The sequence below is a fragment of the Salipiger sp. ABF4_146 genome (genome assembly GCF_056161345.1).
On sequence record NZ_JBSWYX010000009.1, the window covers coordinates 71,123 to 93,134 of the forward strand.

The 22,012-nt window shown below is 66.0% G+C and carries 18 protein-coding genes; 13 read left to right on the forward strand and 5 right to left on the reverse strand.

The genetic code is table 11. The annotated features are described in order from the left end of the window. The first annotated feature begins 50 nt into the window (after positions 1 to 50). From ACXAJT_RS14240 to ACXAJT_RS14280, 9 genes are all read left to right on the forward strand, one after another. Positions 51 to 1,043, forward strand: coding sequence for a cyclase family protein (locus ACXAJT_RS14240; RefSeq protein WP_475236271.1), 993 nt, complete (start codon positions 51 to 53; stop codon positions 1,041 to 1,043). A 28-nt stretch (positions 1,044 to 1,071) separates the two neighbouring features. Further along, positions 1,072 to 2,361, forward strand: a complete 1,290-nt coding sequence (locus ACXAJT_RS14245; RefSeq protein WP_475236273.1) for an ABC transporter substrate-binding protein — start codon at positions 1,072 to 1,074, stop codon at positions 2,359 to 2,361. Between the two features lie 166 nt (positions 2,362 to 2,527). Beyond that, entirely contained in the window at positions 2,528 to 3,433 is a 906-nt protein-coding gene (locus tag ACXAJT_RS14250; protein WP_475165594.1) for a branched-chain amino acid ABC transporter permease, read from the forward strand. A gap of 9 nt (positions 3,434 to 3,442) precedes the next feature. Next, on the forward strand, positions 3,443 to 4,468 hold the full coding sequence (locus ACXAJT_RS14255; protein WP_475236275.1) for a branched-chain amino acid ABC transporter permease: 1,026 nt from the start codon (positions 3,443 to 3,445) through the stop codon (positions 4,466 to 4,468). Continuing rightward, positions 4,465 to 5,244 (forward strand): ABC transporter ATP-binding protein, encoded by a 780-nt coding sequence (locus ACXAJT_RS14260; protein WP_226626235.1) that lies wholly within the window; start codon positions 4,465 to 4,467, stop codon positions 5,242 to 5,244. Before ACXAJT_RS14255 ends, ACXAJT_RS14260 begins: the two co-directional genes overlap by 4 nt. Further along, the gene (locus ACXAJT_RS14265) at positions 5,244 to 5,924 is read left to right on the forward strand and encodes an ABC transporter ATP-binding protein (RefSeq protein WP_475236277.1); all 681 of its coding nucleotides are present in this window, start codon (positions 5,244 to 5,246) and stop codon (positions 5,922 to 5,924) included. The genes ACXAJT_RS14260 and ACXAJT_RS14265 overlap by 1 nt, the downstream gene beginning before the upstream one ends. Further along, positions 5,921 to 7,390: an aldehyde dehydrogenase family protein gene (locus tag ACXAJT_RS14270; RefSeq protein ID WP_475236278.1), complete on the forward strand. Its 1,470-nt coding sequence runs from the start codon at positions 5,921 to 5,923 to the stop codon at positions 7,388 to 7,390. Before ACXAJT_RS14265 ends, ACXAJT_RS14270 begins: the two co-directional genes overlap by 4 nt. 80 nt (positions 7,391 to 7,470) lie before the next feature. Further along, the gene (locus tag ACXAJT_RS14275) at positions 7,471 to 8,220 is read left to right on the forward strand and encodes an SDR family oxidoreductase (protein ID WP_475236501.1); all 750 of its coding nucleotides are present in this window, start codon (positions 7,471 to 7,473) and stop codon (positions 8,218 to 8,220) included. Positions 8,221 to 8,265: 45 nt separating this feature from the next. After that, a complete protein-coding gene (locus ACXAJT_RS14280) occupies positions 8,266 to 9,015 on the forward strand; it encodes a class I SAM-dependent methyltransferase (RefSeq protein WP_475236279.1) in 750 nt (249 codons plus the stop codon). A gap of 2 nt (positions 9,016 to 9,017) precedes the next feature. On the opposite strand, the gene ACXAJT_RS14285 is transcribed toward ACXAJT_RS14280, so the two are convergent. The 5 genes from ACXAJT_RS14285 to ACXAJT_RS14305 all read right to left on the reverse strand — a co-directional run bounded on the left by ACXAJT_RS14285 (position 9,018) and on the right by ACXAJT_RS14305 (position 14,587). Continuing rightward, on the reverse strand, positions 9,018 to 9,806 hold the full coding sequence (locus tag ACXAJT_RS14285; protein WP_475236280.1) for an HpcH/HpaI aldolase/citrate lyase family protein: 789 nt from the start codon (positions 9,804 to 9,806) through the stop codon (positions 9,018 to 9,020). Then, positions 9,800 to 10,654: an HTD2 family dehydratase gene (locus ACXAJT_RS14290; RefSeq protein WP_475236281.1), complete on the reverse strand. Its 855-nt coding sequence runs from the start codon at positions 10,652 to 10,654 to the stop codon at positions 9,800 to 9,802. The genes ACXAJT_RS14285 and ACXAJT_RS14290 overlap by 7 nt, the downstream gene beginning before the upstream one ends. A 2-nt stretch (positions 10,655 to 10,656) precedes the next feature. Continuing rightward, positions 10,657 to 11,766 (reverse strand): CaiB/BaiF CoA transferase family protein, encoded by a 1,110-nt coding sequence (locus ACXAJT_RS14295; RefSeq protein ID WP_475236282.1) that lies wholly within the window; start codon positions 11,764 to 11,766, stop codon positions 10,657 to 10,659. Next, positions 11,766 to 12,929, reverse strand: coding sequence for an acyl-CoA dehydrogenase family protein (locus ACXAJT_RS14300; protein ID WP_475236283.1), 1,164 nt, complete (start codon positions 12,927 to 12,929; stop codon positions 11,766 to 11,768). The genes ACXAJT_RS14295 and ACXAJT_RS14300 overlap by 1 nt, the downstream gene beginning before the upstream one ends. Before the next feature lie 149 nt (positions 12,930 to 13,078). Beyond that, the gene (locus tag ACXAJT_RS14305) at positions 13,079 to 14,587 is read right to left on the reverse strand and encodes a fumarate hydratase (RefSeq protein WP_475236284.1); all 1,509 of its coding nucleotides are present in this window, start codon (positions 14,585 to 14,587) and stop codon (positions 13,079 to 13,081) included. 945 nt (positions 14,588 to 15,532) lie between these two features. Between ACXAJT_RS14305 and ACXAJT_RS14310 the strand changes: the two genes are divergently transcribed. The 4 genes from ACXAJT_RS14310 (at position 15,533) to pcaF (ending at position 22,012) form a co-directional block, all read left to right on the forward strand. Next, positions 15,533 to 16,663, forward strand: a complete 1,131-nt coding sequence (locus tag ACXAJT_RS14310; protein WP_475236285.1) for a TAXI family TRAP transporter solute-binding subunit — start codon at positions 15,533 to 15,535, stop codon at positions 16,661 to 16,663. Between the two features lie 79 nt (positions 16,664 to 16,742). After that, a complete protein-coding gene (locus ACXAJT_RS14315) occupies positions 16,743 to 18,740 on the forward strand; it encodes a TRAP transporter permease (protein WP_475236287.1) in 1,998 nt (665 codons plus the stop codon). Between the two features lie 14 nt (positions 18,741 to 18,754). Continuing rightward, positions 18,755 to 20,812 (forward strand): 3-hydroxyacyl-CoA dehydrogenase NAD-binding domain-containing protein, encoded by a 2,058-nt coding sequence (locus ACXAJT_RS14320; protein ID WP_475236289.1) that lies wholly within the window; start codon positions 18,755 to 18,757, stop codon positions 20,810 to 20,812. 3 nt (positions 20,813 to 20,815) lie between these two features. Further along, positions 20,816 to 22,012: a 3-oxoadipyl-CoA thiolase gene (gene pcaF, locus ACXAJT_RS14325; RefSeq protein ID WP_475236291.1), complete on the forward strand. Its 1,197-nt coding sequence runs from the start codon at positions 20,816 to 20,818 to the stop codon at positions 22,010 to 22,012.

A 22,012-nucleotide genomic window follows, 5' to 3' on the forward strand; every position in this document is an offset into this window, starting at 1 on the left:
TCACGCTCTGACCCTACGCTCCATCACATCTCGGGCTCTGGGAGGAAGCTATGAGGACTCAATCAAAAGCAGAGAGCGCAAGCGACGGCGCATGGATCAAAGGCCTTGGTCTGGTGGTTGCCGGGCTCGCGCTGACGTTCTCGATGCAGACCGCGTCGGCGCAGGACTGGACGCAAAGTCAGTGGGGCGCCGATGACGAACTCGGCGCGGCGAACCTGATGACCCCCGAGCGGGTGAAGATGGCCGCCGAGTTGGTCACCGAGGGGAAGGTCTACAGCCTTGGCATGATCGTCGGACCGGACACGCCGGCCTTTCCGCCGCGCAGCCTGTCGCTGACGGTGCTGCAGCCGGGTCAGAACGGTAATTCGGGGCTTGGTGAGAACAACTTCACCTATAACGACGACATTTTCATGGGCTGGCTCGGCATCGGGCCGCAGATCGACGGGCTCGGTCATGCCGGGGTCGATCATGTCTATTACGGCGGCCGGACCTATGGCGACTTCGCTCCGGCATCGGGCCTCACTGAACTGGGGCTTGAAAAGCTGCCTGGTCTCGTTGGCCGCGGCGTGCTGCTCGATATGGCGGCCTACTACGGCACCGACATGGTCGAGGAGGGTACGGCCTACACCAAGGAGGACATCCAGGCCGCGGCGGACGCGCAGGGCGTCGAACTGCGCGAAGGGGATGTGGTCCTGTTCAACTCGAACTGGATGGACCTGCTCGATGGCGACGCGCCGGATCCGGAACGCTTCGGTGCGGTCGAGCCCGGCGTCGGAGTGAGCGGGGCGGAGTACCTGGCCGAGATCGGTGTCATGGCCGTGGGCGCCGACACCTGGGGCATGGAGGTGGTCCCAGCGGAAACCGAAGGACAGGCTTTCCGCGCACACCAGATTCTGCAGCCCGAACACGGCATCTACATCCTCGAGAACATGGACACCCGCGCGCTCGCCGAGGACGGCGTGCACGAGTTCCTGTTCGTGCTTGGACAGGCCCGACTGCAGGGCGCCGTGCAGATGATCATCAACCCGATCGCAATTCGCTGATCGGGACTGAAACAGGGAGGAGACCAACATGAAGAAGCTACTGACCACATCGGCGCTCTGCGTTGCGATGCCGCTGGCCGCGATGGCGGCGGACAAGCCCGAGGCGTTGAAGATCGGCATGACTACGTTCCTGACCGGCCCGGCCTCGGTGTTCGGCGTTCCGGCGCGCGATGCGATGAACATCTTTGTCGAGAACCTCAACGCCGAGGGCGGCATCAACGGGGTGCCCATCGAAGTGACCTACATCGACGAGGGCGCCGGCGCCGAGGCGCTGACCTCGGAATACCGCCGGGTGGCGCAGACAGAGGGCGCCGAGGTGATGCTCGCCTCGATCTCCTCTGGCAACTGCCAGACCCTCGCGCCGCTGGCAGAGGACCTGAAGGTGCCGAACCTGATGTGGGACTGCGGCACGCAGCGCATCTTCGAGGAAGGCAGCTATGACTACGTCTTCCGCCCGCAGGGCAACGCGACGTCCGAGATGCTCGCGGCTGTGGCCTACCTCCTGAAGACCCACCCGGATTTCAAGACGATCGCAGTGGTGAACCAGGACTACGCCTGGGGCCGCGACAGCTGGGACATTTTCCACACCGCGCTCGAAGTGATGAAGCCCGACGTGGAAGTGGTAGGCGAGTTCTTTCCCAAGTTCGGCGCGCCGGACTTCTCGACCGAGATCTCGCGGCTGCAGGCGCTGCGTCCGGACGTGGTGCTCTCGACCTCCTGGGGCGGCGATCTCGACACCTTCGTGCAGCAGGCCTTCCAGCGCGGGCTGATGAATACCTCGACCTTCGTGCTGCCGCTGGCCGAAAGCTCGCTCGAGCGTCTCGGCAGCAGCCTGCCCGCAGGCCACATCGTCGGCGCGCGCGGCGATCACTACTTCCTGCACCCCGAGCGCCGCGACGACCCCGACTTCAAAGGGTTCATGGAGCAATACAAGGAAGCAACCGGCGACATCCCCGTCTATTCAGTTTTCCACGCCAGCCAAGCCTTTTCGGCGCTGAAGACCGCTTACGAGAAGGCTATTGCCGACAACGGCGTTGACTGGCCGGACGAGGAGCAGTTGCTGGCGGCGCTCGACGGCCTCGAATTTCAGGGCCTCGGCCGCGCGCTGCACCTGCGCGAGGATCACCAGGGCGTCGAGTCACAGCTCATGGGCACCAGCGCGCAGACCGGCGAGTACCCGTTCGCGACCCTCGAGAACATCATGATCTTCGACGGCGACGGGCTGCTGCCTCCGGTGGGCGAGACCTCAATCGACTGGATCAAGGGCCTCGATGCGAGCTTCGCCGACGGGCTGTCGGTCGAAACCTACGAGAACTGATGCGCTCCCGTCCGGCGCACGCGCCGGACGGGCTCTCGACATGGCCGGCGTTCGTGCTGGGCTGATCTGAGGACCCGGGCCGGTTGCCGGCCGATTTGGGCCATGCAGAGCGCCCGGTCGCTCTTCCGCGACACATTCGAACGGCCCACCAACAAGAGGCGGTCTCATGAACTTGACCATCTTCCTGCTCGCGCTTTTCGACGGAATCTCCTACGCGGCGCTGGTATTCATCGTCGCGCTCGGATTGACCCTGATCTTCGGCGTGATGCGCATCCTGAATGTTGCCCATGGCTCGCTCTACGCGATCGGGGCCTATGCCACGGTCTCGCTGACCGGCTTCTTCCTCGCGCTCGGCTTCGCCCCGGTGTTCGCTTTCCCGCTGATGCTCGTGTCGGCGGTCCTGGTGGGCGTGCTGCTGGGCGGACCAATCGAGTGGCTGCTGCTGCGGCGCATCTACGACAAGCCCGAGGTGCTGCAGCTTCTGGTCACGTTCGCGGTGTTCATGATCCTTGAGGACGTTCAACGTCTCGTCTGGGGCACGCAGCCCTATTTCCAGGCCAGCGCGCTGCAGGCGCTTGGCAACGTGACGCTCTTTGGCGTGACCTACACGGTCTACCAATTGATCCTGTTGCCGCTGGTCGCGATCGGCCTGCTCTTCGGGCTGCGCTTTTTCTTGCGCCATACGGTGATCGGCAAGCTCATCCTCGCCACCACAGAGGATCGCGAGGCCGCGCAATCCATCGGCATCGATGCCGACCGCGTGTTCCTGTTCACTTTCGTCGTCGGCGCGGTGCTCGCGGGGCTCGGAGGTGCGCTCGCCTCGCCCACCACCTCGATCCTGCCGGGCATGGGCGCAGATATGATCGTGCTGTCCTTCGCCGTGGTCGCCACGGCGGGCCTGGGCCAGATTGGCGGCGCGGCGATCGCTGCGCTGATGATCGGCCTGGGGCGGTCCTTCGCCGTCTACGTCTGGCCCGAGGTTGCCGTACTCGTGCCCTATCTCATCATGGTGCTGGTCCTGCTGGTCCGCCCCGAGGGGCTCTTCGGTAGCCCTGTCGCCCGCAAGATCTGAGGACGCGACATGAGCGATATTTCCCAACACTCCACTTCGCGGAGCGCCGTCAAATCCGGCGGCATGCCCTCGCTGCGCGCGCTGCTGACGCTTCTGGCCGTGCTGTTGCTGGCAGCGGTGCCCTTCATCGCGCCCTCGATGCAGCTTCTGATCAACCTGGCGCTGGCCAAGGGCATTGCCGTGCTCGGCGTGACCGTGCTGCTGCGGGCTGGCCAGGTGTCTTTCGGACACGCGCTGTTCTTTGGCATCTCGGCCTACGCCGGGGCCTTCCTGATGGCCTCGCTTCCGGCGGCGGACCTTATTCTCGTGCTGATAGCGGGCGTCATCGGCGCGGCGCTGAGCGGGCTTCTGGTCGGGCTCTTCGTGGTGCGCTACCGCGGTATCTTCTTTGGAATGCTGAACCTCGCGTTCTCGATGATCTTCTGGTCCATCCTCGAGAAGTTCTACCACGTCACCGGCGGCGCCGACGGCATCCGCCTCCCGCGTCCCACGGTGCTGGGCATGGCACTCGAACGGGCGGGATTCGAGGCGGTGATCTTCTACCTATCGATCGCGCTTATGGTTGTGCTGGGATGGTTCACGCTACGTTGGTTCGCCTCCCCGGTGGGTCAGGTCTTCCAGACAATCAAGACCAACGAGACGCGGCTCGAATACCTCGGCCTCTCGCCCAAACGCGTGCTTTTGTCGGGATACCTGCTCTCGGCGATCCTCTGTGGTGTCGGCGGCTCGCTGATGGCGATGACCCAGGGCGTGGTGACACCGGAATACGTCTGGTGGGTGCGCTCGGCCGAGATGGTCTTCATCGCCGTACTTGGCGGCGCGGGCTCGGTGCGCGGGGCCTTCATTGGTGCACTGATCTACGAGATCGTGCGGGTCTATGCCTCGGCCTACGCCGGAGACATTTGGCAAATGCTGCTCGGAGCCTTCCTGCTGGTCATAATCCTCTTTGCGCCGGGTGGCATCATGGGCATCGCGGACGGGCTTATGCACCGCGGCGGCAGGAGCCGAACCAGCACGAGGGAGAACGCAGAATGAACGCGATGAACATGCCGAATGCCGCCAAGCCGCCGCTGCTGGAGACGCGCGAGCTGATGATCAAGTTCGGCGGCGTGACCGCGGCCAACAATGTCTCGATGCAGATCGAGGCCGGGCGCAACCTCGCCATCATCGGCCCCAACGGCGCGGGCAAGACAACCTTCCTCAACATCTGCACCGGCTGGCTGAAGCCGCGCTCGGGCAAGGTTTTCCTGGAGGGCGAGGACATCACCCCGCTGCCGCCGCGCAAGATCGTGCGGCGCGGCGTGGCGCGCGCCTTCCAGATCCCGCAGCTGTTCACCGAGCACACCGCGCTCGAGAACCTGCTGATCTCGGCCTCGGCCCGCGAGGGGCTGCGCAACCCGCTGCAGAACCTGCACAACATTCGCCAGCGTGATGAGATGATGCATCTGCTGGATCTGGTGCATTGCACCGATGTGGCGGACCGGGTCGTGGTCGAGCTCTCGGAGGGGCAGCGCAAGCTGATCGACATCGCCGTGGCACTGGCGCTGAAACCGCGCCTGTTGCTGATGGACGAGCCGACCTCGGGCGTGGCCTCGTCGCAAAAGCACGAAGTGATGGAGATCCTCGTCGGTGCGCTCGCCGAAGCCGGGGTCACCTCGGTCTTCGTAGAACACGACATGGGCATCGTCGCCCGCCACGCCGACGAAGTGGCGGTCTGGAACGCCGGTAACGTGCAACTGCGCGGCACGCCGGAAGAGATACTCGAACACCCCGACGTGATCCGGGACGTCATCGGCGAGGAGGTGGCCTGATGCTCGAATTTCGCAATGTGACCGCCTCGATCGGTATCATCGAGATCCTGCGGGACCTGAACTTCCGCATCGATCCGGCCGAAACGCTTGCTCTGATCGGACGCAACGGCGCGGGTAAGACGACGCTGCTGCGCACGGTCATGGGCTTCACAAAGGTGCGCGGCGAACTTCTCTTTGATGGAAAGCCGCTGACCTCGGTGGCGCCACCCAAGCGCCCGGGACTGGGGATCGGCTACTCTCACGAAGACAGGCGGCTGTTTTCGGCCTTCACCGTCGAAGAGAACATCCTGCTGCCCGCCGATGCGGGGCGGCTCGGCGCGGCGGAGACGAAGCGCCGGCTGGACAAGGTCTACGACATCCTGCCAGAGCTGAAGGAAATGGCGGGCCGCCCTGCAGGCAACGTCTCGGGCGGGCAGGGCAAGATGGTCGCCCTTGCCCGGGCGCTCATGCTCGGCACGAAGCTGGTGATGCTGGACGAGCCGTTCCAAGGCCTGGCACCGGCGCTGGCGCTGCGCTACGCCGACGCGCTGCGCGCCCTGCGCGACAGCGACCGCAGCATCACCCTCATCATTACTGAATCCAATCCCTCGCTGTTGCGAGGTTTCGCCAGCCGGACGCTGGTCATCGAACGCGGCGAGGTCGGCGAAGGGTCGCTCGATCCGGAAAGGAAAAGTGCATGAAAGACTTCCCTGTGAGCTCGCGCAGCCTCGTGCTGCCGAAACCCCTGAACCTCGTCGGCAACGACTTTCTCCCGGCCGCTTCGGGCGCCGAGATGGAGGTGCTTTCGCCGCTCGATGGCCTGCCCTTCACCACGATTGCCGACAGTGGCCTCGAGGACGTTGACGCGGCAGTTGCCGCCGCTCGTGCTGCCTTCGACGGCGGCGCATGGAGCAAGCTCTCGGCGGCGGAACGTGGCCGGCTCATGCTGAAGCTCTCGGCACTGATCCTTGAGCATGCCGAGGAACTGGCGCAGCTCGAGTCCGCCGACAATGGCAAACCCATCGTGCAGGCGCGCGCCGACATGCAAGTGACCGCCCGATATTTCGAATTCTACGGCGGCGCGGCGGACAAGGTGCATGGCGAGATCATCCCCTTCCAGCCCGGCTACAACGTCGAGGTGCAGCGCGAGCCGCATGGCGTCACCGGCCACATCATCCCCTGGAACTACCCGGCGCAGATGTTCGGCCGCTCGGTGGCCCCGGCGCTGGCCATGGGCAATGCCACGGTGCTCAAACCCGCCGAGGACGCCTGCCTCACGGCGCTGCGCATCGGCGAGCTGGCGGTCGAGGCTGGCTTCCCGCCCGGCGCGCTCAACATCGTCACCGGGCGCGGCGAGGTCGCCGGCAAGGCGCTGTCTGAGCACCGCGGCATCGACTTCATCTCATTCACCGGCTCGCCCGAGGTGGGCGTGATGATCCAGACCGCGGCGGCGCGGAACTTCATCGGATGCACGCTGGAACTGGGCGGCAAGTCGCCGCAGATCCTCTTCGAAGACGCCGATCTCGACGCGGCGATCCCAGTGGTCGTCAAAGCGCTGATCCAGAACGGCGGGCAGACCTGTTCGGCGGGCACGCGGGCGCTGGTGCATCGCAGCCTCTGGGACCGAGTCGTGTCCGAGCTGAAGACCGCCTTCGAAGGCATCGAGGCCAGCGCTTCGGATGAGGCGGCGGTGCTCGGCCCGCTGATCTCGGCCAAGCAGAAGCGCCGGGTCGAGGGCTACATCGCGGAGGCCGATGCGCCGCTGATCGCGCGCGGCGGGATCGCGGCGAACGCGCCCGAGGGCGGCTACTACGTTGCCCCCGCTATCTTCGGCCCCTGCGCGCCGGAAGCGCGGATCGCGCAAGAGGAGGTCTTTGGCCCAGTGCTGGCGATGATCCCCTTCGACGACGAGGCTGAGGCCATCCGCATCGCCAATGACACCGACTACGGGCTGGTCGCGGCGGTCTGGACCAAGGACGGCGCCCGGCAGCAACGTGTCGCCAAGGCGCTGCGCTGCGGGCAGGTATTCATCAACGGCTACGGCGCGGGTGGCGGTGTCGAGCTGCCCTTCGGCGGCATCCGGAAATCCGGCCACGGCCGCGAGAAGGGCTTCGCGGCATTGCTGGAGTTTTCCCACATCAAGACGGTCGTGAACAACCACGGCTGAGCGCCGGGGCTGCAAGACATTGCGACAGGTTTCGCCGGCCCGCGGGGGCCGGCCCGAAAGACATGGCTAGGAGAATGAAAGTGAGACTTCAGGGCAAGACAACTATGATCACCGGCGCGGCCTCGGGCTTCGGCAAGGGCATCGCCGAGGTCTATATCCGCGAGGGGGCCAAGGTCGCCGTGGCCGACCTCAACGCCGATGGCGCCCGCGCCGTGGCCGAGGAACTCGGGCCGAACGCCATCGCGGTCACCTGCGACGTGTCCAAGTCCGACCAGGTCGAGGCGGCGGTGGCGCAGACCACCGAGGCCTTCGGCAGTCTGGACATCGTGGTCAACAACGCCGGCTGGACCAACCCGAACCGGCCGCTGATGGAAACCGACGAAGAAACTTTCCGGCGGATCTACGACATCAATGTGCTGTCGATCTTCCACATGACCAAGACCTGCGTGCCGCTCTGGCGCAAGCAGGGTGGCGGCGTGATGCTCAATGTTGGATCGGTGGCGGGCATCCGTCCGCGGCCCGGCCTGACATGGTACAACTCGTCCAAGGGCGCAGTGAACATCATGACCAAGTCCCTGGCGGTCGAGCTGGCGCCGGACAAGATCAGGGTCTGCGGCATTGCGCCGGTCATGGGGGTCACCGGGCTGCTCGAACAATTCATGGGCATGCCTGACACCCCAGATAACCGGCAGAAGTTCCTCGCGACGATCCCCATGGGTCGCTTCTCCGAACCGCGCGACGTCGCCAATGCCGCGCTCTATCTCGGTTCGGACGAGGCGGATTTCATCACCGGCGTGATCCTTGAGGTCGACGGCGGCAGAACTGTCTGATCCGGGATCCCGTCCCGGTACCCCCAAGGCCAGAGGAGAAGACCCATGCCAAGCCGCAAGATGCTCGACGCGAAGCGCCAGGCGACGGGGCAGGGGGCGACGCCCGAGACCAGCGTCGTAACGGCCAAGATCCTCGGTGTGCTTGCCGCCGAGGAGGTGCGCCGGGTCATCGACATTGGCTGCGGCAGGGGTGATCTCGCCGCGGCGCTGGTGCGTCGCGGCTACGCCGTCACCGGTGTCGACCCGCAGGCAGAAACGCTGGAGATCGCCCGGGGCCGGGCACCGGGGGCCGAGTTTCTGCAGGCGGGGGCCGAGGCCATCCCCGCGCGGGCGGGCAGCTTCGGCGCGGCGGTTTTTCTGAATTCCCTGCACCATGTTCCGGAGGGGATGATGGACGCCGGGCTCGCGGAGACATGGCGCCTGCTGCGGCCGGACGGCGTTCTTGTGGTCGTCGAGCCGCTGGCCCGGGGCAGCTTCTTCGAGGCGATGCGCCGGGTTGACGACGAAACGGAGGTGCGCGCGCAGGCGCGCGCGGCGCTGGATCGCTTCGGTGCCGGTCAGCGCTGCGAGACCGTGGAGGATGTGCAGCTTGACCGGATCAGCCGCTTCGCGTCCGTAGACGCCTTTGTCACCTATCTCTGCGCGGCGGACCCTGCGCGCCAGGCCCTCATCGATGCTGATCCCGAGGCCGTGACCCGGGACTTCCTGCACTGGGCCGAGAACCCCGGCGACGAGGCGCCCTACCAGCTCACCCAGCCGCACATGGTCCGGGTCCTGCGTAAGCTGCCAGGCTGAACTCAGCCCGCGTTCGCCAGAATGGCGCGGGCGCGCAGGCGCACCGGCTCGTCGACCATGGCGCCATCCACAGCAACCGCCCCGTCCCCCGAGGCCAGGACGCGCGCGGCCCAGTCCCTTTCGGCGGCGGTCGGGGCAAAGCCGATCCGGATCGGTGCGATCTGCCGCGGGTGGATGCAGAGCTTCCCGCTCATGCCGAGGCTGCGGGCATGGCGGCTGTCGTCTTCGGTGAGTTCGGGGTCCGAGAGGTCGGTGGTGACACCGTCGATCGGCGCGGCGATCCCGGCGAGGCGCGAGGCGATGACCAGTTCGAGCCGCACCGAGCGCAGAGTGTCGCGCAGGTGCTCGCAACCGATGTCGGCGCAAAAGTCGATCGACCCAAAGGCGAGGCGTGGCACGTCCGCACAGGCGGCGATCTCTCGCGCGGCGGCAAGCCCGCGCGCGCTTTCGATCAGCGGCAGGATCGGACGGCCCGCCCGCTGCGCGACCTCGGCGACGGCATCCGGGCATTCCGCCTTGGGCAGCATGACTGCTGCAAAGGGCAGGGCGGCGGCGGCCTCGACGTCCGCAGTGTGCCATGGCGTGGCGGCGGGGTTGACCCGGACCAGGACGGGAAGATCGGTGAAATCGCAGGCGAGCGCTGCGCGGGCCGCGTCCTTGGCCTCCACCGCCACGGCGTCCTCGAGGTCGAGGATCACCGCGCAGGCGCCCGAGGCCGCCGCCTTGGCGAAGCGGTCGGGGCGGTTGGCGGGCACGAAGAGCGGGGCGCGGAGCGTCTCGAGGCTTACCATCGGGCGATTGCCTCCATCGCGACGGGCCCATCCGGCCGCGAGGTCCAGAGGCTCATGCCTTCCGCGGTGTCCTGCGCGTTCAGCGTGAAGTCCGCCGTGTCGAAAAGCGGGGATAGACTTCGGAAGCGGAATTCGGAAGGCATCGCGCCACGCAGGTCGGCGGCATATTGGGCCAGCAGCGTCGCCTGCAGCGGGCCGTGCACGATCAGCCCGGGGTAGCCTTCCTCACCGGTGACATAGGGCTGGTCATAGTGGATGCGATGGCCGTTGAAGGTGAGCGCGGAGTAGCGGAACAGGAGTACGGGATCTGCTGCAATCTCCTTGCGGTGCGCGCCGGGCGCGGCGGCGTCGGGCTCGGCCTTTGGCGCTCCGGTATCGACACCGCGATAGACGATGTCCTGGCGCTCGGTGACCGCGGGGCCATCGCCGTCTGAAATTTCGTGCTCGACGGTGACGAAACAGAGCGGTCCGGTGCGGCCACGCTTGAGCACTGCGTCGCGGATGGTCGAAAGCCGCGTGACCGTCGCGCCAAGGCGCAGCGGACGGTGGAAGGTGAAGGCACCGCCGGCCCACATGCGTCGGGGCAGCGGAACCGGCGGCAGGAAGCCTCCGCGCGCGGGATGACCATCCGGGCCGAGTTCGCCTGCGGGCACCGCTGGCTGGGTGAGGCAAAGGTGAATGAGCAGGGGCGCCTCGGCGCCGTCGTCGAGTGGTCCGTTGCGCCCGAAGGTGGCGTTGAAACGTTCGGCAAGCGCAGGCGTCAGAAGTTCCGAGCGGGTCTCGGTCCGACCGATCCAGCGACGAAGGGCGTCGATGTCGATGTCCGGATCGGTCATGGTTTCGCTCATGCTCAATTCTCCGTCTCGAGATGCGGCGCTGGCAGGCCCGGCACCGGACCGTAGCTGCGGGTTTCTCCGGCAACGCGCGGGGCGGGTGCAGGGTAGGACACCGGCCCGTTGGGCGTGTCGACCTCGATGCGCCGCAGGTGGGGATGGGTTGAAAGCCCTGCCATATCGTTCACCGATGCCATGGCCACATCCGCCCTGTCCAGCGCGGCCATAGCCTCGTCATGGCTCATCCGGGCGAAGGCCTCGGCGACGATGCCATCGGTCTCGGGACGGCTGGCCACCCGCGCGACGTTGGTGGCAAAGCGCGGATCGCGTCCAAGCTCGGGGCGCTTCAGGAAGTGCTCGCAGAGCATCCGCCATTCCCTGTCGCTCTGGATCGAGATGAGAATGAGCTGGCCGTCACGGGTCTCGAAGGCGCTGTAGGGCGAGATCGAAGGATGCGCCATGCCGACGCGGCGCGGGGTCTTACCGCCCTCGTGGTTGAGCAGCGGCACGGTCATCCATTCCGCCATGACGTCGAACATGGAGATGGTGATCGCCGTACCCTTGCCGGTGATCCCTCGCGCGATCAGCGCCTCGAGAATGGCGGCATGGGCGGTGGCGCCTGTGGCGACATCGACGATGGACATGCCCACACGTGCCGGTTCCGACGGGCCGCCGGTGATTGAGCAGAGCCCCGACTCCGCCTGGATCAGCAGATCGTACGCCTTGCGGTCTGCCATGGGACCACCCTCGCCATAGCCGGTGATCGAGCAGGTTATCAGCTTCGGGTAGTCGCGGGCGATACGCTCGGGCGTAAAGCCCAGTCGGCCAAGCGCGCCGCGTTTGAGGTTCTGGACCAGCACGTCGGCATCCTTGAGTAACCGAGCAAGTTCCACGCGCCCGCCATCAGACCGCAGATCGAGCGCGACCGAGGTCTTGCCGCGGTTGAGCCAGACGAAATAGCTTGATTGCCCCGCTGCGACGGCATCGTAGCCGCGCGCGAAGTCACCCTCGGGACGTTCGATCTTGATCACCTCGGCGCCGGCATCGGCAAGACGCGAGGTGGCGAAAGGAGCCGCCACCGCCTGCTCGACGGCAACGACCTTCAGGCCAGCAAGGGGGAGGGTCATCAGAAGCTCCGAGGCAGGCCGAGCACGTGCTCGGCGACGTAGGACAGGATGAGGTTGGTCGAGATCGGCGCGACCTGATAGAGGCGCGTTTCGCGGAACTTGCGCTCGACGTCGTACTCGCAGGCGAAGCCGAAACCGCCGTGGAACTGAATGCAGGCGTTGGCCGCCTCCCAGCTAGCCTTCGCTGCGAGATACTTGGCCATGTTGGCCTCGGCGCCGCAGGGCTTGCCCTCGTCGAAGAGCGCGCAGGCCTTGTAGCGCATGAGGTTTGCGGCCTCGACCTCGACATAGCTTTCCGCGATGGGGAACTGCACGCCCTGGTTCTGACCGATGGGACGGCCGAAAACGGTGCGCTCGCCTACGTATTTCGAAACCCGGTCGATGAACCAGTAGCCGTCACCGATGCATTCTGCCGCGATCAGCGTGCGCTCGGCGTTGAGCCCGGTGAGGATGTACTTGAAGCCCTTGCCCTCCTCGCCGATCAGGTTTTCCTCGGGGATCTCGAGGTTGTCGAAGAAGAGCTCATTGGTCTCGTGGTTGACCATGTTGGGGATCGGGCGGACCTCCATGCCCGAGCCCATCGCCTCCTTGATGTCGACGAGGAAGATCGACAGCCCCTCGGATTTCTTCTTCACCTCCGAGAGAGGCGTGGTGCGGGCGAGCAGGATCATCAGGTCAGAGTGCTGCACCCGGCTGATCCAAACCTTCTGCCCGTTGATCACATAGCGGTCGCCCTTCTTGACGGCGGTGGTCTTGATCTTGGTGGTGTCGGTGCCGGTGGTCGGCTCGGTCACCCCCATGGATTGCAGGCGCAGCTCGCCCGAGGCCAGCTTGGGCAGGATGCGACGGCGCTGCTCCTCGGAACCATGCCGCACGAGCGTGTTCATGTTGTACATCTGGCCGTGGCAGGCGCCGGAGTTGCCGCCGGCGCGGTTGATCTCCTCCATGATCACCGAGGCCTCGGTCAGCCCCAGTCCCGAGCCGCCGTAGTCCTCGGGGATCAGCGCGGCCATCCAGCCCGCTTTGGTCAGCGCGTCGACGAACTCTTCCGGGTAGCCGCGGGCCTCGTCGATCTTGCGGTGGTACTCGTCGGGAAACTGGGCGCAGAGCGCGCGCACTGCGTCGCGAATGTCCTGAAAGTCTTCTTCAACGTGCTGAAGCAACGCGCTCTCCTTCCGTCGGCTTTACCTGCGCCCAAGGGCGCTTTGGTCTGCAGACTGCCGCATCGCGGCGGATCAGCGGAAATACGGGTTTGTCATGGGGGCCATATGCTCAGTCTATGGCCCCTTCGGTTGACGCGCGGAGGGCCGGCTCAGCTTTCGGCAGGCGCGGGGGCCCGGCGCCAGCGCGCCGGGCCGAGCCGGTGCACCGACTGCCCGGTGCTGTCCACCGCCACTGTCACCGGCATATCACGGATCTCGAATTCGCGGACCGCCTCCATGCCGAGGTCCTCGAAGGCAACCATGCGTGCGCCCCGGATCGCTCGAGATACTAAAACCGCCGCGCCGCCCACGGCGATGAGGTAGGTCGCGCCGGCTGCAGCGATGCGCTCGACTGCATCGGGCCCGCGCTCTGCCTTGCCGATCATCGACAGCAGCCCCTGATCGAGCATCATCTGCGTGTAGCTGTCCATCCGGGTCGAGGTGGTTGGCCCGGCGGGGCCCACCACCTCGGAGCCGACCGGGTCGACCGGCCCGACGTAGTAAATCACCCGGCCCTGCAGTGAGAAGGGTAACGTCTCACCCCGCGTGACGATCTCGCTGATACGCCGGTGAGCGGCATCGCGCCCCGTGAGGATGTGCCCGCTCAGCAGCAGCGTCTCTCCGGGCTGCCACTGGGCCATTTCCTCCTTGGTCAGCGTGTCGACATTCACCCTGCGCAGGGTCCCGTCAGACGCGCTGCCGCCGATATCGGGCCAAAGCGAGAGGTCGGGTGGATCAAGGTAGACCGGCCCCTCGCCGGTGAGCGTCACCTTGGCGTGCCGGTTTGCCGCGCATTGCGGCATCAGCGCCACCGGCTTCGATGCGGCATGGGTCGGGTAGGACGTGACCTTCACGTCGACCACCGTGGTCAGCCCGCCGAGCCCCTGCGCGCCGATCCCCAGGGCGTTGATCCGCCCGTAGAGTTCGACCCTCAACTCCTCCTCAGGTGTTGCGGGGCCGCGCTCCAGCAGGTCGTGCATGTCGATCTCGTCCATCAGCGCGCGCTTGGCAAGCAGCATGGCCTTCTCGGCGCTCCCGCCAACACCGACCGAGATCACCCCCGGTGGGCACCAGCCCGCGCCCAAGCCCTCGACGGTCTCGACAACCCAGTCGGCGACCGAGGCGGCGGGATCGAGCATGGCATAGCGCGCCTTGTTTTCCGAACCGCCGCCCTTCGCGGCCACCATCAGTTCGAGCCTGTCGCCAAGACAGCTCTCCACGTGTGTCACGGCCGGGGTGTTGTCGCGGGTGTTGCGGCGGGCGAAGATCGGGTCGGCCACCATCGAAGCGCGCAGCGGATTGCCCTCGTCGAGATAGGCAAGGCGGACGCCTTCGTTGATACACTCCTCCAATGTCCGGTCGCCGGAGATCTTCGCCGACTGACCGAGGCGCGCAAAGACCGTCACCATTCCGGTATCCTGGCAGACCGGGCGGTGGCCGAGCACCGCCATCCGCGCGCTTTGCAAGATCTGGCCGATCGCGTCCCGTGCCGCGGGACTCTCCTCGCTCCGATAAGCCTCGGTGAGGCGCTGCATGTAGTCCGGCGCATGGTAAACCGCGATGTACTGAAGCGCTGCGCGGATCGTTTCGGTGATGTCCTTGCCTCGGATCGTCGTCATGGTGCCTCCCTCCCTCACGCGCGCAAGGATGCAGCACGTCACAGATATTTGCGAGTGCGCTGGCCAGAGCGGAATCCTATTGCCGCGTGAGAAACATCCAATGGGCGGTCGTGAGCGATACGTTTCTTGGCTATCACCTCGAAAGACCCGGCTTGAGGCGCTCGGCTGAAGGCTACGTGTGGCTTATTTCTAAGGACGGCGGCCCGACGAGGCGATGTCGGCAGCCAGCGCACACGTCCGGCTACGGGGCGATCATCTCTCGGATTTCATCGCGACGATCCCGCCGTATCTCTTGGGTTGATCTTGGTTGGACGGCGCTCCGCGAGCGGGTCTCGGACTAGCGTCGCCCGACAGCCGGAGAACGTTTTGCAGTTCGGAATAACGTGCGGCGACCACGGCCTGTTGTTACATAGTTCGACCTTATGGGCCCGGACGTGGACACATTCGTAGCTCTCAAAGGTGGCTAGTCCGCGCGCTTGGCGCGATGTCCGGCGGGACTATCGTGACCCAAAGACCTTCATGATAGAAGTGAGGGAACCCGACCCAAGCAATGGGTCAACTTCAGCAGCACCCATTGCTGGACCAATGGACCCGTCTGGCGAGGGACCTTGGGGCATGGTCTGGCGGCGGCAGCTTTGACGAGGCGAAGCGCCACGGCGTGGCGGACCCGTGGTCCATGCATTGGTGTGTGCGGTTGAGCGCCACATCGATTCGCGCTGCGAAGTCTTGTTCGCAGGCAAAGGAGACGCGAGACGCCGGCTCCCCGAAGCCATGCGCACATGAGGCCTGGGGTAACTTGCTCTCAGCAAGTCAGAAATTCCGATTGAACTTCTGCACACAACAAAAAGCTAGTAATATAGCTTTTAATGTTTTAGCTCTTTCACGGGAGGGATCGGCCACCGCTTCGGGCTCGGCTGATCGATAACTGGGAGAGGAGCCCCCCTCATGCTTAGACTGCTTGTGAACGCCCTGCCTGCGCTTGCCATCGCCGGCTTCGGCGCGACCGCCACGCTCGCACAGGACGCTGCCGAACTGCCGCGATCGATGATCTGGAGCGCCTATGACGTCGGGTCCGGCGGCTACACCGAGGCCTCGGCTATCGCCAACGCCGTCCAGGGCAATTTCGACACTCGTATCCGGGTTCTTCCCTCGGGCACCTCCATCGGCCGCCTGCTGCCGCTGCGCGAACAGCGCGCGCAGTTCGGGTTCCTGTCGAATGAGCTCTTCTTCGCCAGCGAAGGCACCTATGAATTCTCGGCGCCTGACTGGGGGCCTCAGGATGTGCGTGTGATGCTCGGGCGCCCGGCTTCCGTTGGGATCATCGCCGCCGGTGACCTCGGAGTCGACAGCGTCGACGACCTGCGCGGCAAGCGCGTCGGCTTTGTCCGCGGCAACCCGTCGCTGAACATTAAGACCGACGCCTATCTTGCCTTCGGCGGTCTCACCCGCGATGACATCGAAGAGGTTTGGTTTGGCAGTTACGGTGCACTCAAGGACGCGATCATCTCCAACCAGCTCGATGCCATGGGAATGGTTCCGACCTCCTCTTTCGCCCGCGAAATCGAAGCCAGTGCGCGTGGCCTGACCTGGCTTAACTTCTCGCCCGAGGACACCGAGGGCTGGGACAACGCCACCAGCGTCATCAGCTTTGCCGAGCCGCACCAACAGACCACCGGGGCTGGCATCTCCGAAGAGAACCCGGTGTGGCTGCTGGGCTACCGTTACCCGATGCTGGCCACCTACGCCGAAACCAGCGAAGACGAGGTCTACAACCTCGTAAAAGCGATCGATCAGAGCTTTGGCGATTTCCGCGACGCCACGGCCGAGGCGGCGAACTGGGCCGTGGAAGGTGCCATCGTGCCGCCGGCCGACGCTCCCTTCCACGAAGGCGCGATCCGCTACGCCAAGGAAATGGGCTATTGGACCGAAGCAGCGCAGGCTTGGCAGGACGAACGCCTGGCCCGTGCCGACGCGGTGAAGGCCGCCTGGGCCGAAGCGCGCGCGGCCTATGATGGCGACGATGAGGGTTGGCCCGAGTTCTGGGACAGCTGGCGTGCTGACCACCTGACGAACTGATCCCAGCGATTACGTCACGCGGGTCCGTTCAGCTCGGACCCGCCCCCCTTCCTACTTCAGAGCGTGAGCGAGGTCCGTGATGAGCGATCCGCAGTCTATTCCTGTGTCCGACCAGCAGGGCACTTCCGAGAGTTCAGGTGTCAAGGTCGGCATGATGCACGGCCCGACACGAGCGGTGGTGCTCATCCTCGGTCTGATCGCGCTCCTGCTGAACGTCGACCGGCTCTTCAATACGCAGATGCTGATCGGTTACGTGCTGCTCGACACGTCGTATTTCTACCTGCTGACCGGCATCTTCCTGGCCATTGTGTTCCAGGCTTACCCACTGCCTCATGACAAGTTTGGCGTGGCGGGTCGGATCGCGGACGTGGTCTTTTCAGTTCTCGCTCTCGGCTCCGCCTGTTTCTTCGCCTGGAACGGTGAGCGCATCCTGATGGAGGGCTGGGACCTCGTCGCGCCAACCAATGCGCAGGTCGTCTCCGGGGTCTTCTGCCTCCTGGTGCTCGAGGCGCTTCGGCGGACGGGCGGGCTGGTGCTGTTGCTCATCTGTGGCTTTTTCTTCCTCTTCCCGCTCTTCGCCGAGAGCATGCCGGGCTTTCTCTGGGGGCCGTCCACCGACATTCCCGGCCTGGTGATGATGCATGCTCTGGGATCGGAGAGCATCATCGGCGTGCCGATGCGCGTCGTCGCAGGTCTGCTGATCGGTTTCCTGCTCTTCGGCTCGGCGCTGGTGGTGACCGGTGGTGGTGCCTTCTTCATGGCCTTTGCCGAGGCGCTTCTGGGCCGCAGCCGCGGCGGTCCCTCCAAGGTGGCGATCCTGTCCTCGGGTTTTTTCGGCTCGCTGTCTGGGTCGGTGATCTCCAACATCGTGACCACCGGGCAGATGACCATCCCGACGATGAAGAAAGTCGGCTATCCGGCCCGTTATGCCGCGGCGATCGAGGCCTGCGCTTCCACCGGCGGGGCGCTGATGCCCCCGGTCATGGGCGCTGTGGCTTTCATCATGGCCGAGAACCTCAACGTCGCTTATTCCACCGTGATGATCGCGGCGATCGTTCCGGCGGCGCTGTTCTACCTCGCGCTCATGCTGCAGACTGACTGCTATGCCGCGCGCCGAGGGCTCGCCGGGCAGCGCCCCGAGGACCTGCCGAAGCTCTGGCCGACACTGAAGGGCGGCTGGCACTTCCTGCTGTCGCTCGTCGTGCTCGTCTACCTGATCGTGGCGCGCGGGATCGAGGCGCAGGCGCCGTTCTACGCCACCCTCATGCTGCTGGTGACGAGCGCGATCAACGGCTGGATCCGTGGCGAGAACCAGCTGACGCTCGGCCGCCTCGTCGATCTGCTTGAAGACGCGGTGCGCAACATCGCCAACATCGTGGGCATTCTGGCCGGCGTAGGCCTGATCGTCGGGGCGCTCAGCTACACCGGGGTCGGCGGTGCCTTCTCGCGCGAGCTGCTGCAGTTCGCCGGTGACAACGTTTTCCTGCTGCTGCTCTTCGGGGCCCTGACTTCCTTCGTGCTGGGCATGGGGATGACCGTCAGCGCCTGCTACATCTTCCTAGCCATCGTGCTGGGGCCGGCCATGGCCGGGGCGGGGCTGAACCCGATCGCAGGGCATCTCTTCATCCTCTACTGGGGTATGCTGAGCTACATCACGCCGCCGGTCGCGCTGGCCGCCTTCGCCGCCGCCGTGATCGCCAAGTCCGACGGCATGCGCACCGGGGTGCTGGCGATGCGCCTCGGGGCCGTCAACTTCGTGCTGCCGTTCATCTTCGTGCTCAACCCGACGCTCGTGATGCAGGGTGCACCGCTCGACATCCTGCATGATGTGGGCAGCGCAGTGCTGGCGGTGTGGTTGATGGCAGCCGCAAGCGAGGGCTGGCTCCATTTCGTCGGGCGACTGAGCATTCCGGCGCGCGTTTTGCTGGGCGCGGCTGCGGTCACGCTGGTGATCCCCGGCTACCTGTCGGACGGCATCGGGCTGGCGCTTCTCGCGGCGGCAGTCCTGCTGAACCGCTTCACCGTAATCGACAGCCCTCGCGAACCTGCTCGCAGCGCGGCCCATTCCACCGATTGAGAGAGGATAGCCCAATGAACACCTACAGTGCTCCCTCGCATGGCACCGTTCACCTCGAAGTCACCGACGGCATTGCCGTGCTGACCATCGACAATCCCCCGGTCAACGCTGGGTCCCACGCGATCCGCAAGGGCCTCATTGAGGCGCTGCGGCGTTGCGGCGACGTGCGAGGCGCGGTGCTGATCGGGGCTGGGCGCAGTTTTATCGCCGGGTCGGACCTGCGCGAGTTCGGCGCGCCCCTAGCCTGGCCTGAGCTGCCGGACGTAATCACCGCTTGCGAAGAGGCGCCATTCCCCGTGGTTGCCGCCATTCACGGTGTGGCACTCGGCGGCGGGCTCGAGCTGGCGCTCGGCTGCGACTACCGTATCGCAACACCTGAGGCGAAACTGGGTCTTCCGGAGGTATCGCTGGGCATGGTACCCGGTGCGGGCGGCACACAGCGGTTGCCCCGGCTCACGGGACGGATCGCCGCGCTCGAGATGATCTGCGGCGCGACCCGTATCCCTGGCGTCAAGGCGGAGGCCCTCGGCCTCGTGGACGTGGTCGCTGAAGGCGATCTGCTGGAGGCCGCCAAGAAATTTCTATTGGAAGACCGTCCGAAGCGCGTTGTGGCGCAACTGGGCGTCCCGCAAGAGGACGAGGCCGCGATCGAGGCCGCCGCCGCGAAGGCGCTTCACAAGGGCAGGGGTCGCCCGAATGTCGCCGAGGCGATCCGTCTGGTGAAAGCGTCTGCGGACCCGGATGTTGCCGCGGTGCTGGCGGACGAGCGGGCGGTGTTCCAGAAGCTGCGCTTGTCCGACGACGCCTTCGCCCTGCGGCACCTGTTCTTTGCCGAGCGCAAGGCGGGCAGCGTCGACGGGCTCGACGCTAAGCCGCGCCCAGTCTCGGCCGTCGGTGTCATCGGCGGCGGGACCATGGGGCAGGGTATTGCGCGCGCCTGCCTCGCCGCGGGCCTGCCGGTCACTCTCGTCGAGCGGGACGCCGACGCGCTGGAACGCAGTCTTGGGGCGCTGCGGGATGCCCTGCAAGCCAAGCACAAACGGGGACGGCTTTCGGAGGTGGCGCTTGCCTCGCAGCTGGCTGCGCTTTCGGGAACCACGGTGATCTCGGATTTGACCGGCTGCGATCTGGTCATCGAGGCGGTGTTCGAAGAACTGTCGGTCAAGGTGCCGCTCTTGACCGAGCTCGACGCCGCGCTGCCACGCGAAACGGTCATCGGCACGAACACTTCGTATCTCGACATCAACGCCATGGTCGCCGACCTGCCTGGCCGGTCGCGCGTGCTGGGGCTGCATTTTTTCAGCCCAGCCGATGTTATGCGTTTGCTCGAAGTCGTGCGCGCTGAAGCCACCGCCGACGAGGTGCTGGCCACCGGGCTGGCACTGGCAAAGCGCCTTGGCAAGCAGCCCGTTGTGGCGCGCGTCGCCGAGGGCTTCATCGGAAACCGCATTTATGCCGCCTACCGCCGCCGTGCCGAGCTGCTGGTGCTCGACGGCGCCGCGCCCGAAGATGTGGATGCAGCTGTCGAAGCCTTCGGCTTCGCTATGGGACCGTTCGCGGTGTCCGACATGAGCGGGCTCGATATCGCCTGGGCAATGCGCAAGCGGCAGGCCGCGACGCGCGACCCGGCAGCGCGCTACGTCACCATCCCCGATCGGCTCTGCGAGGCGGGACGGCTGGGACGCAAGACCGGTGGCGGCTGGTACGACTACCCCGAGAAGCGCCCCGAACCTTCGGCTGACGTGGCAAAAATCATCGAGGCCGAGCGCGCCGAGGCCTGCACCACCCCGCGTTCCTTCGACGCCGAGACGATCCAGCGGCAACTGCTGATCGCCATGGTCAACGAGGCCGCGCTGTTGCTGTACGAGGGCGTCGCGCAGCGCGCCTCCGACATCGATGTGACCCTCGCCAATGGCTACGGCTTCCCGCGCTGGAAGGGCGGGCCGCTGTGGTGGGCGGCACAGCAGTCCGCGGACCGCATCGAGGCCGATCTCGACGCGCTTGAGACGGCGATCGGCCATGGCTTCGCCCGGGGCCCGGTGCCCGAAATCCTCGAAGACCTGAAGGGCTAAGCCATGCAGACGGTCTACATTTGCGATTACATCCGCACTCCCATCGGCCGCTACGGTGGCAGCCTCTCGGGCATTCGCGCCGACGATCTCGGTGCGCTACCGCTGCTTGCGTTGCAGGATCGACATGAAGGCCTCGACTGGGCTGATACCATCGATGTCATCTACGGCTGTGCCAACCAGGCGGGCGAGGACAACCGGTCGGTGGCGCGCATGGCGCTGCTGCTCGCCGGGCTGCCAGAGACCGTGTCGGGCACCACGATCAACCGGCTCTGTGGCTCCGGCATGGATGCGGTTCTGGCGGCCTACCGGCGGCTTGCCGTGGGTGAGGGGGATCTTGCAGTTGCGGGCGGCGTCGAGTCGATGTCGCGCGCGCCCTTCGTGATGCCAAAGGCGACCAGCGCCTTTTCGCGTCAGTCGAAGGTTGAGGATACGACTGTCGGCTGGCGACTGGTGAATCCGGAGATGCATGCGCGCTACGGCACCGACTCGATGCCTGAGACTGCCGAGAACGTTGCCGCCGACTTCGGCATCTCGCGCGCGGATCAGGACGCCTTTGCCCTGCGCAGCCAGCAGAAGGCGGCCGCCTCGCGCGACGTGATGGCCGAGGAAATCATCCCGGTGGCGGTGCCGCAGCGCAAGGGTCCGCCGGTCATCTTTGATCAGGACGAGCATCCGCGCAGTTCCACCGCCGAGAAGCTGGCGGCCCTTCCGACCCCATTTCGCGAAGGCGGTAGTGTCACCGCGGGCAATGCCTCGGGGGTCAACGACGGGGCGGCGGCTCTGATCCTTGCCACCGAGGCCGGGATGAAACGCCACGGACTAACGCCGTTGGCGCGGATCACCGGCGGCGCAACCGCGGGGGTGGCGCCGCGCATCATGGGCATGGGCCCGGCCCCGGCGACCGAGAAGCTCTGCGCCCAACTCGGTGTGACGGCGGACAGCTTCGACCGCATCGAGCTCAACGAGGCCTTTGCCGCGCAGGCGCTGGCCGTGCTGCGGCGGCTCGGGATCGCCGACGATGATCCCCGGGTGAACCCCTATGGCGGCGCGATCGCGCTCGGCCATCCGCTCGGCATGTCCGGCGCGCGGATCACCGGCACCGCCGCCCGGATGATCGCGCGCGGCGACGGCCACACCGCGCTCGCGACTATGTGCATCGGGGTGGGGCAGGGCATCGCCATCTCCCTCGCCGCCGCCTGA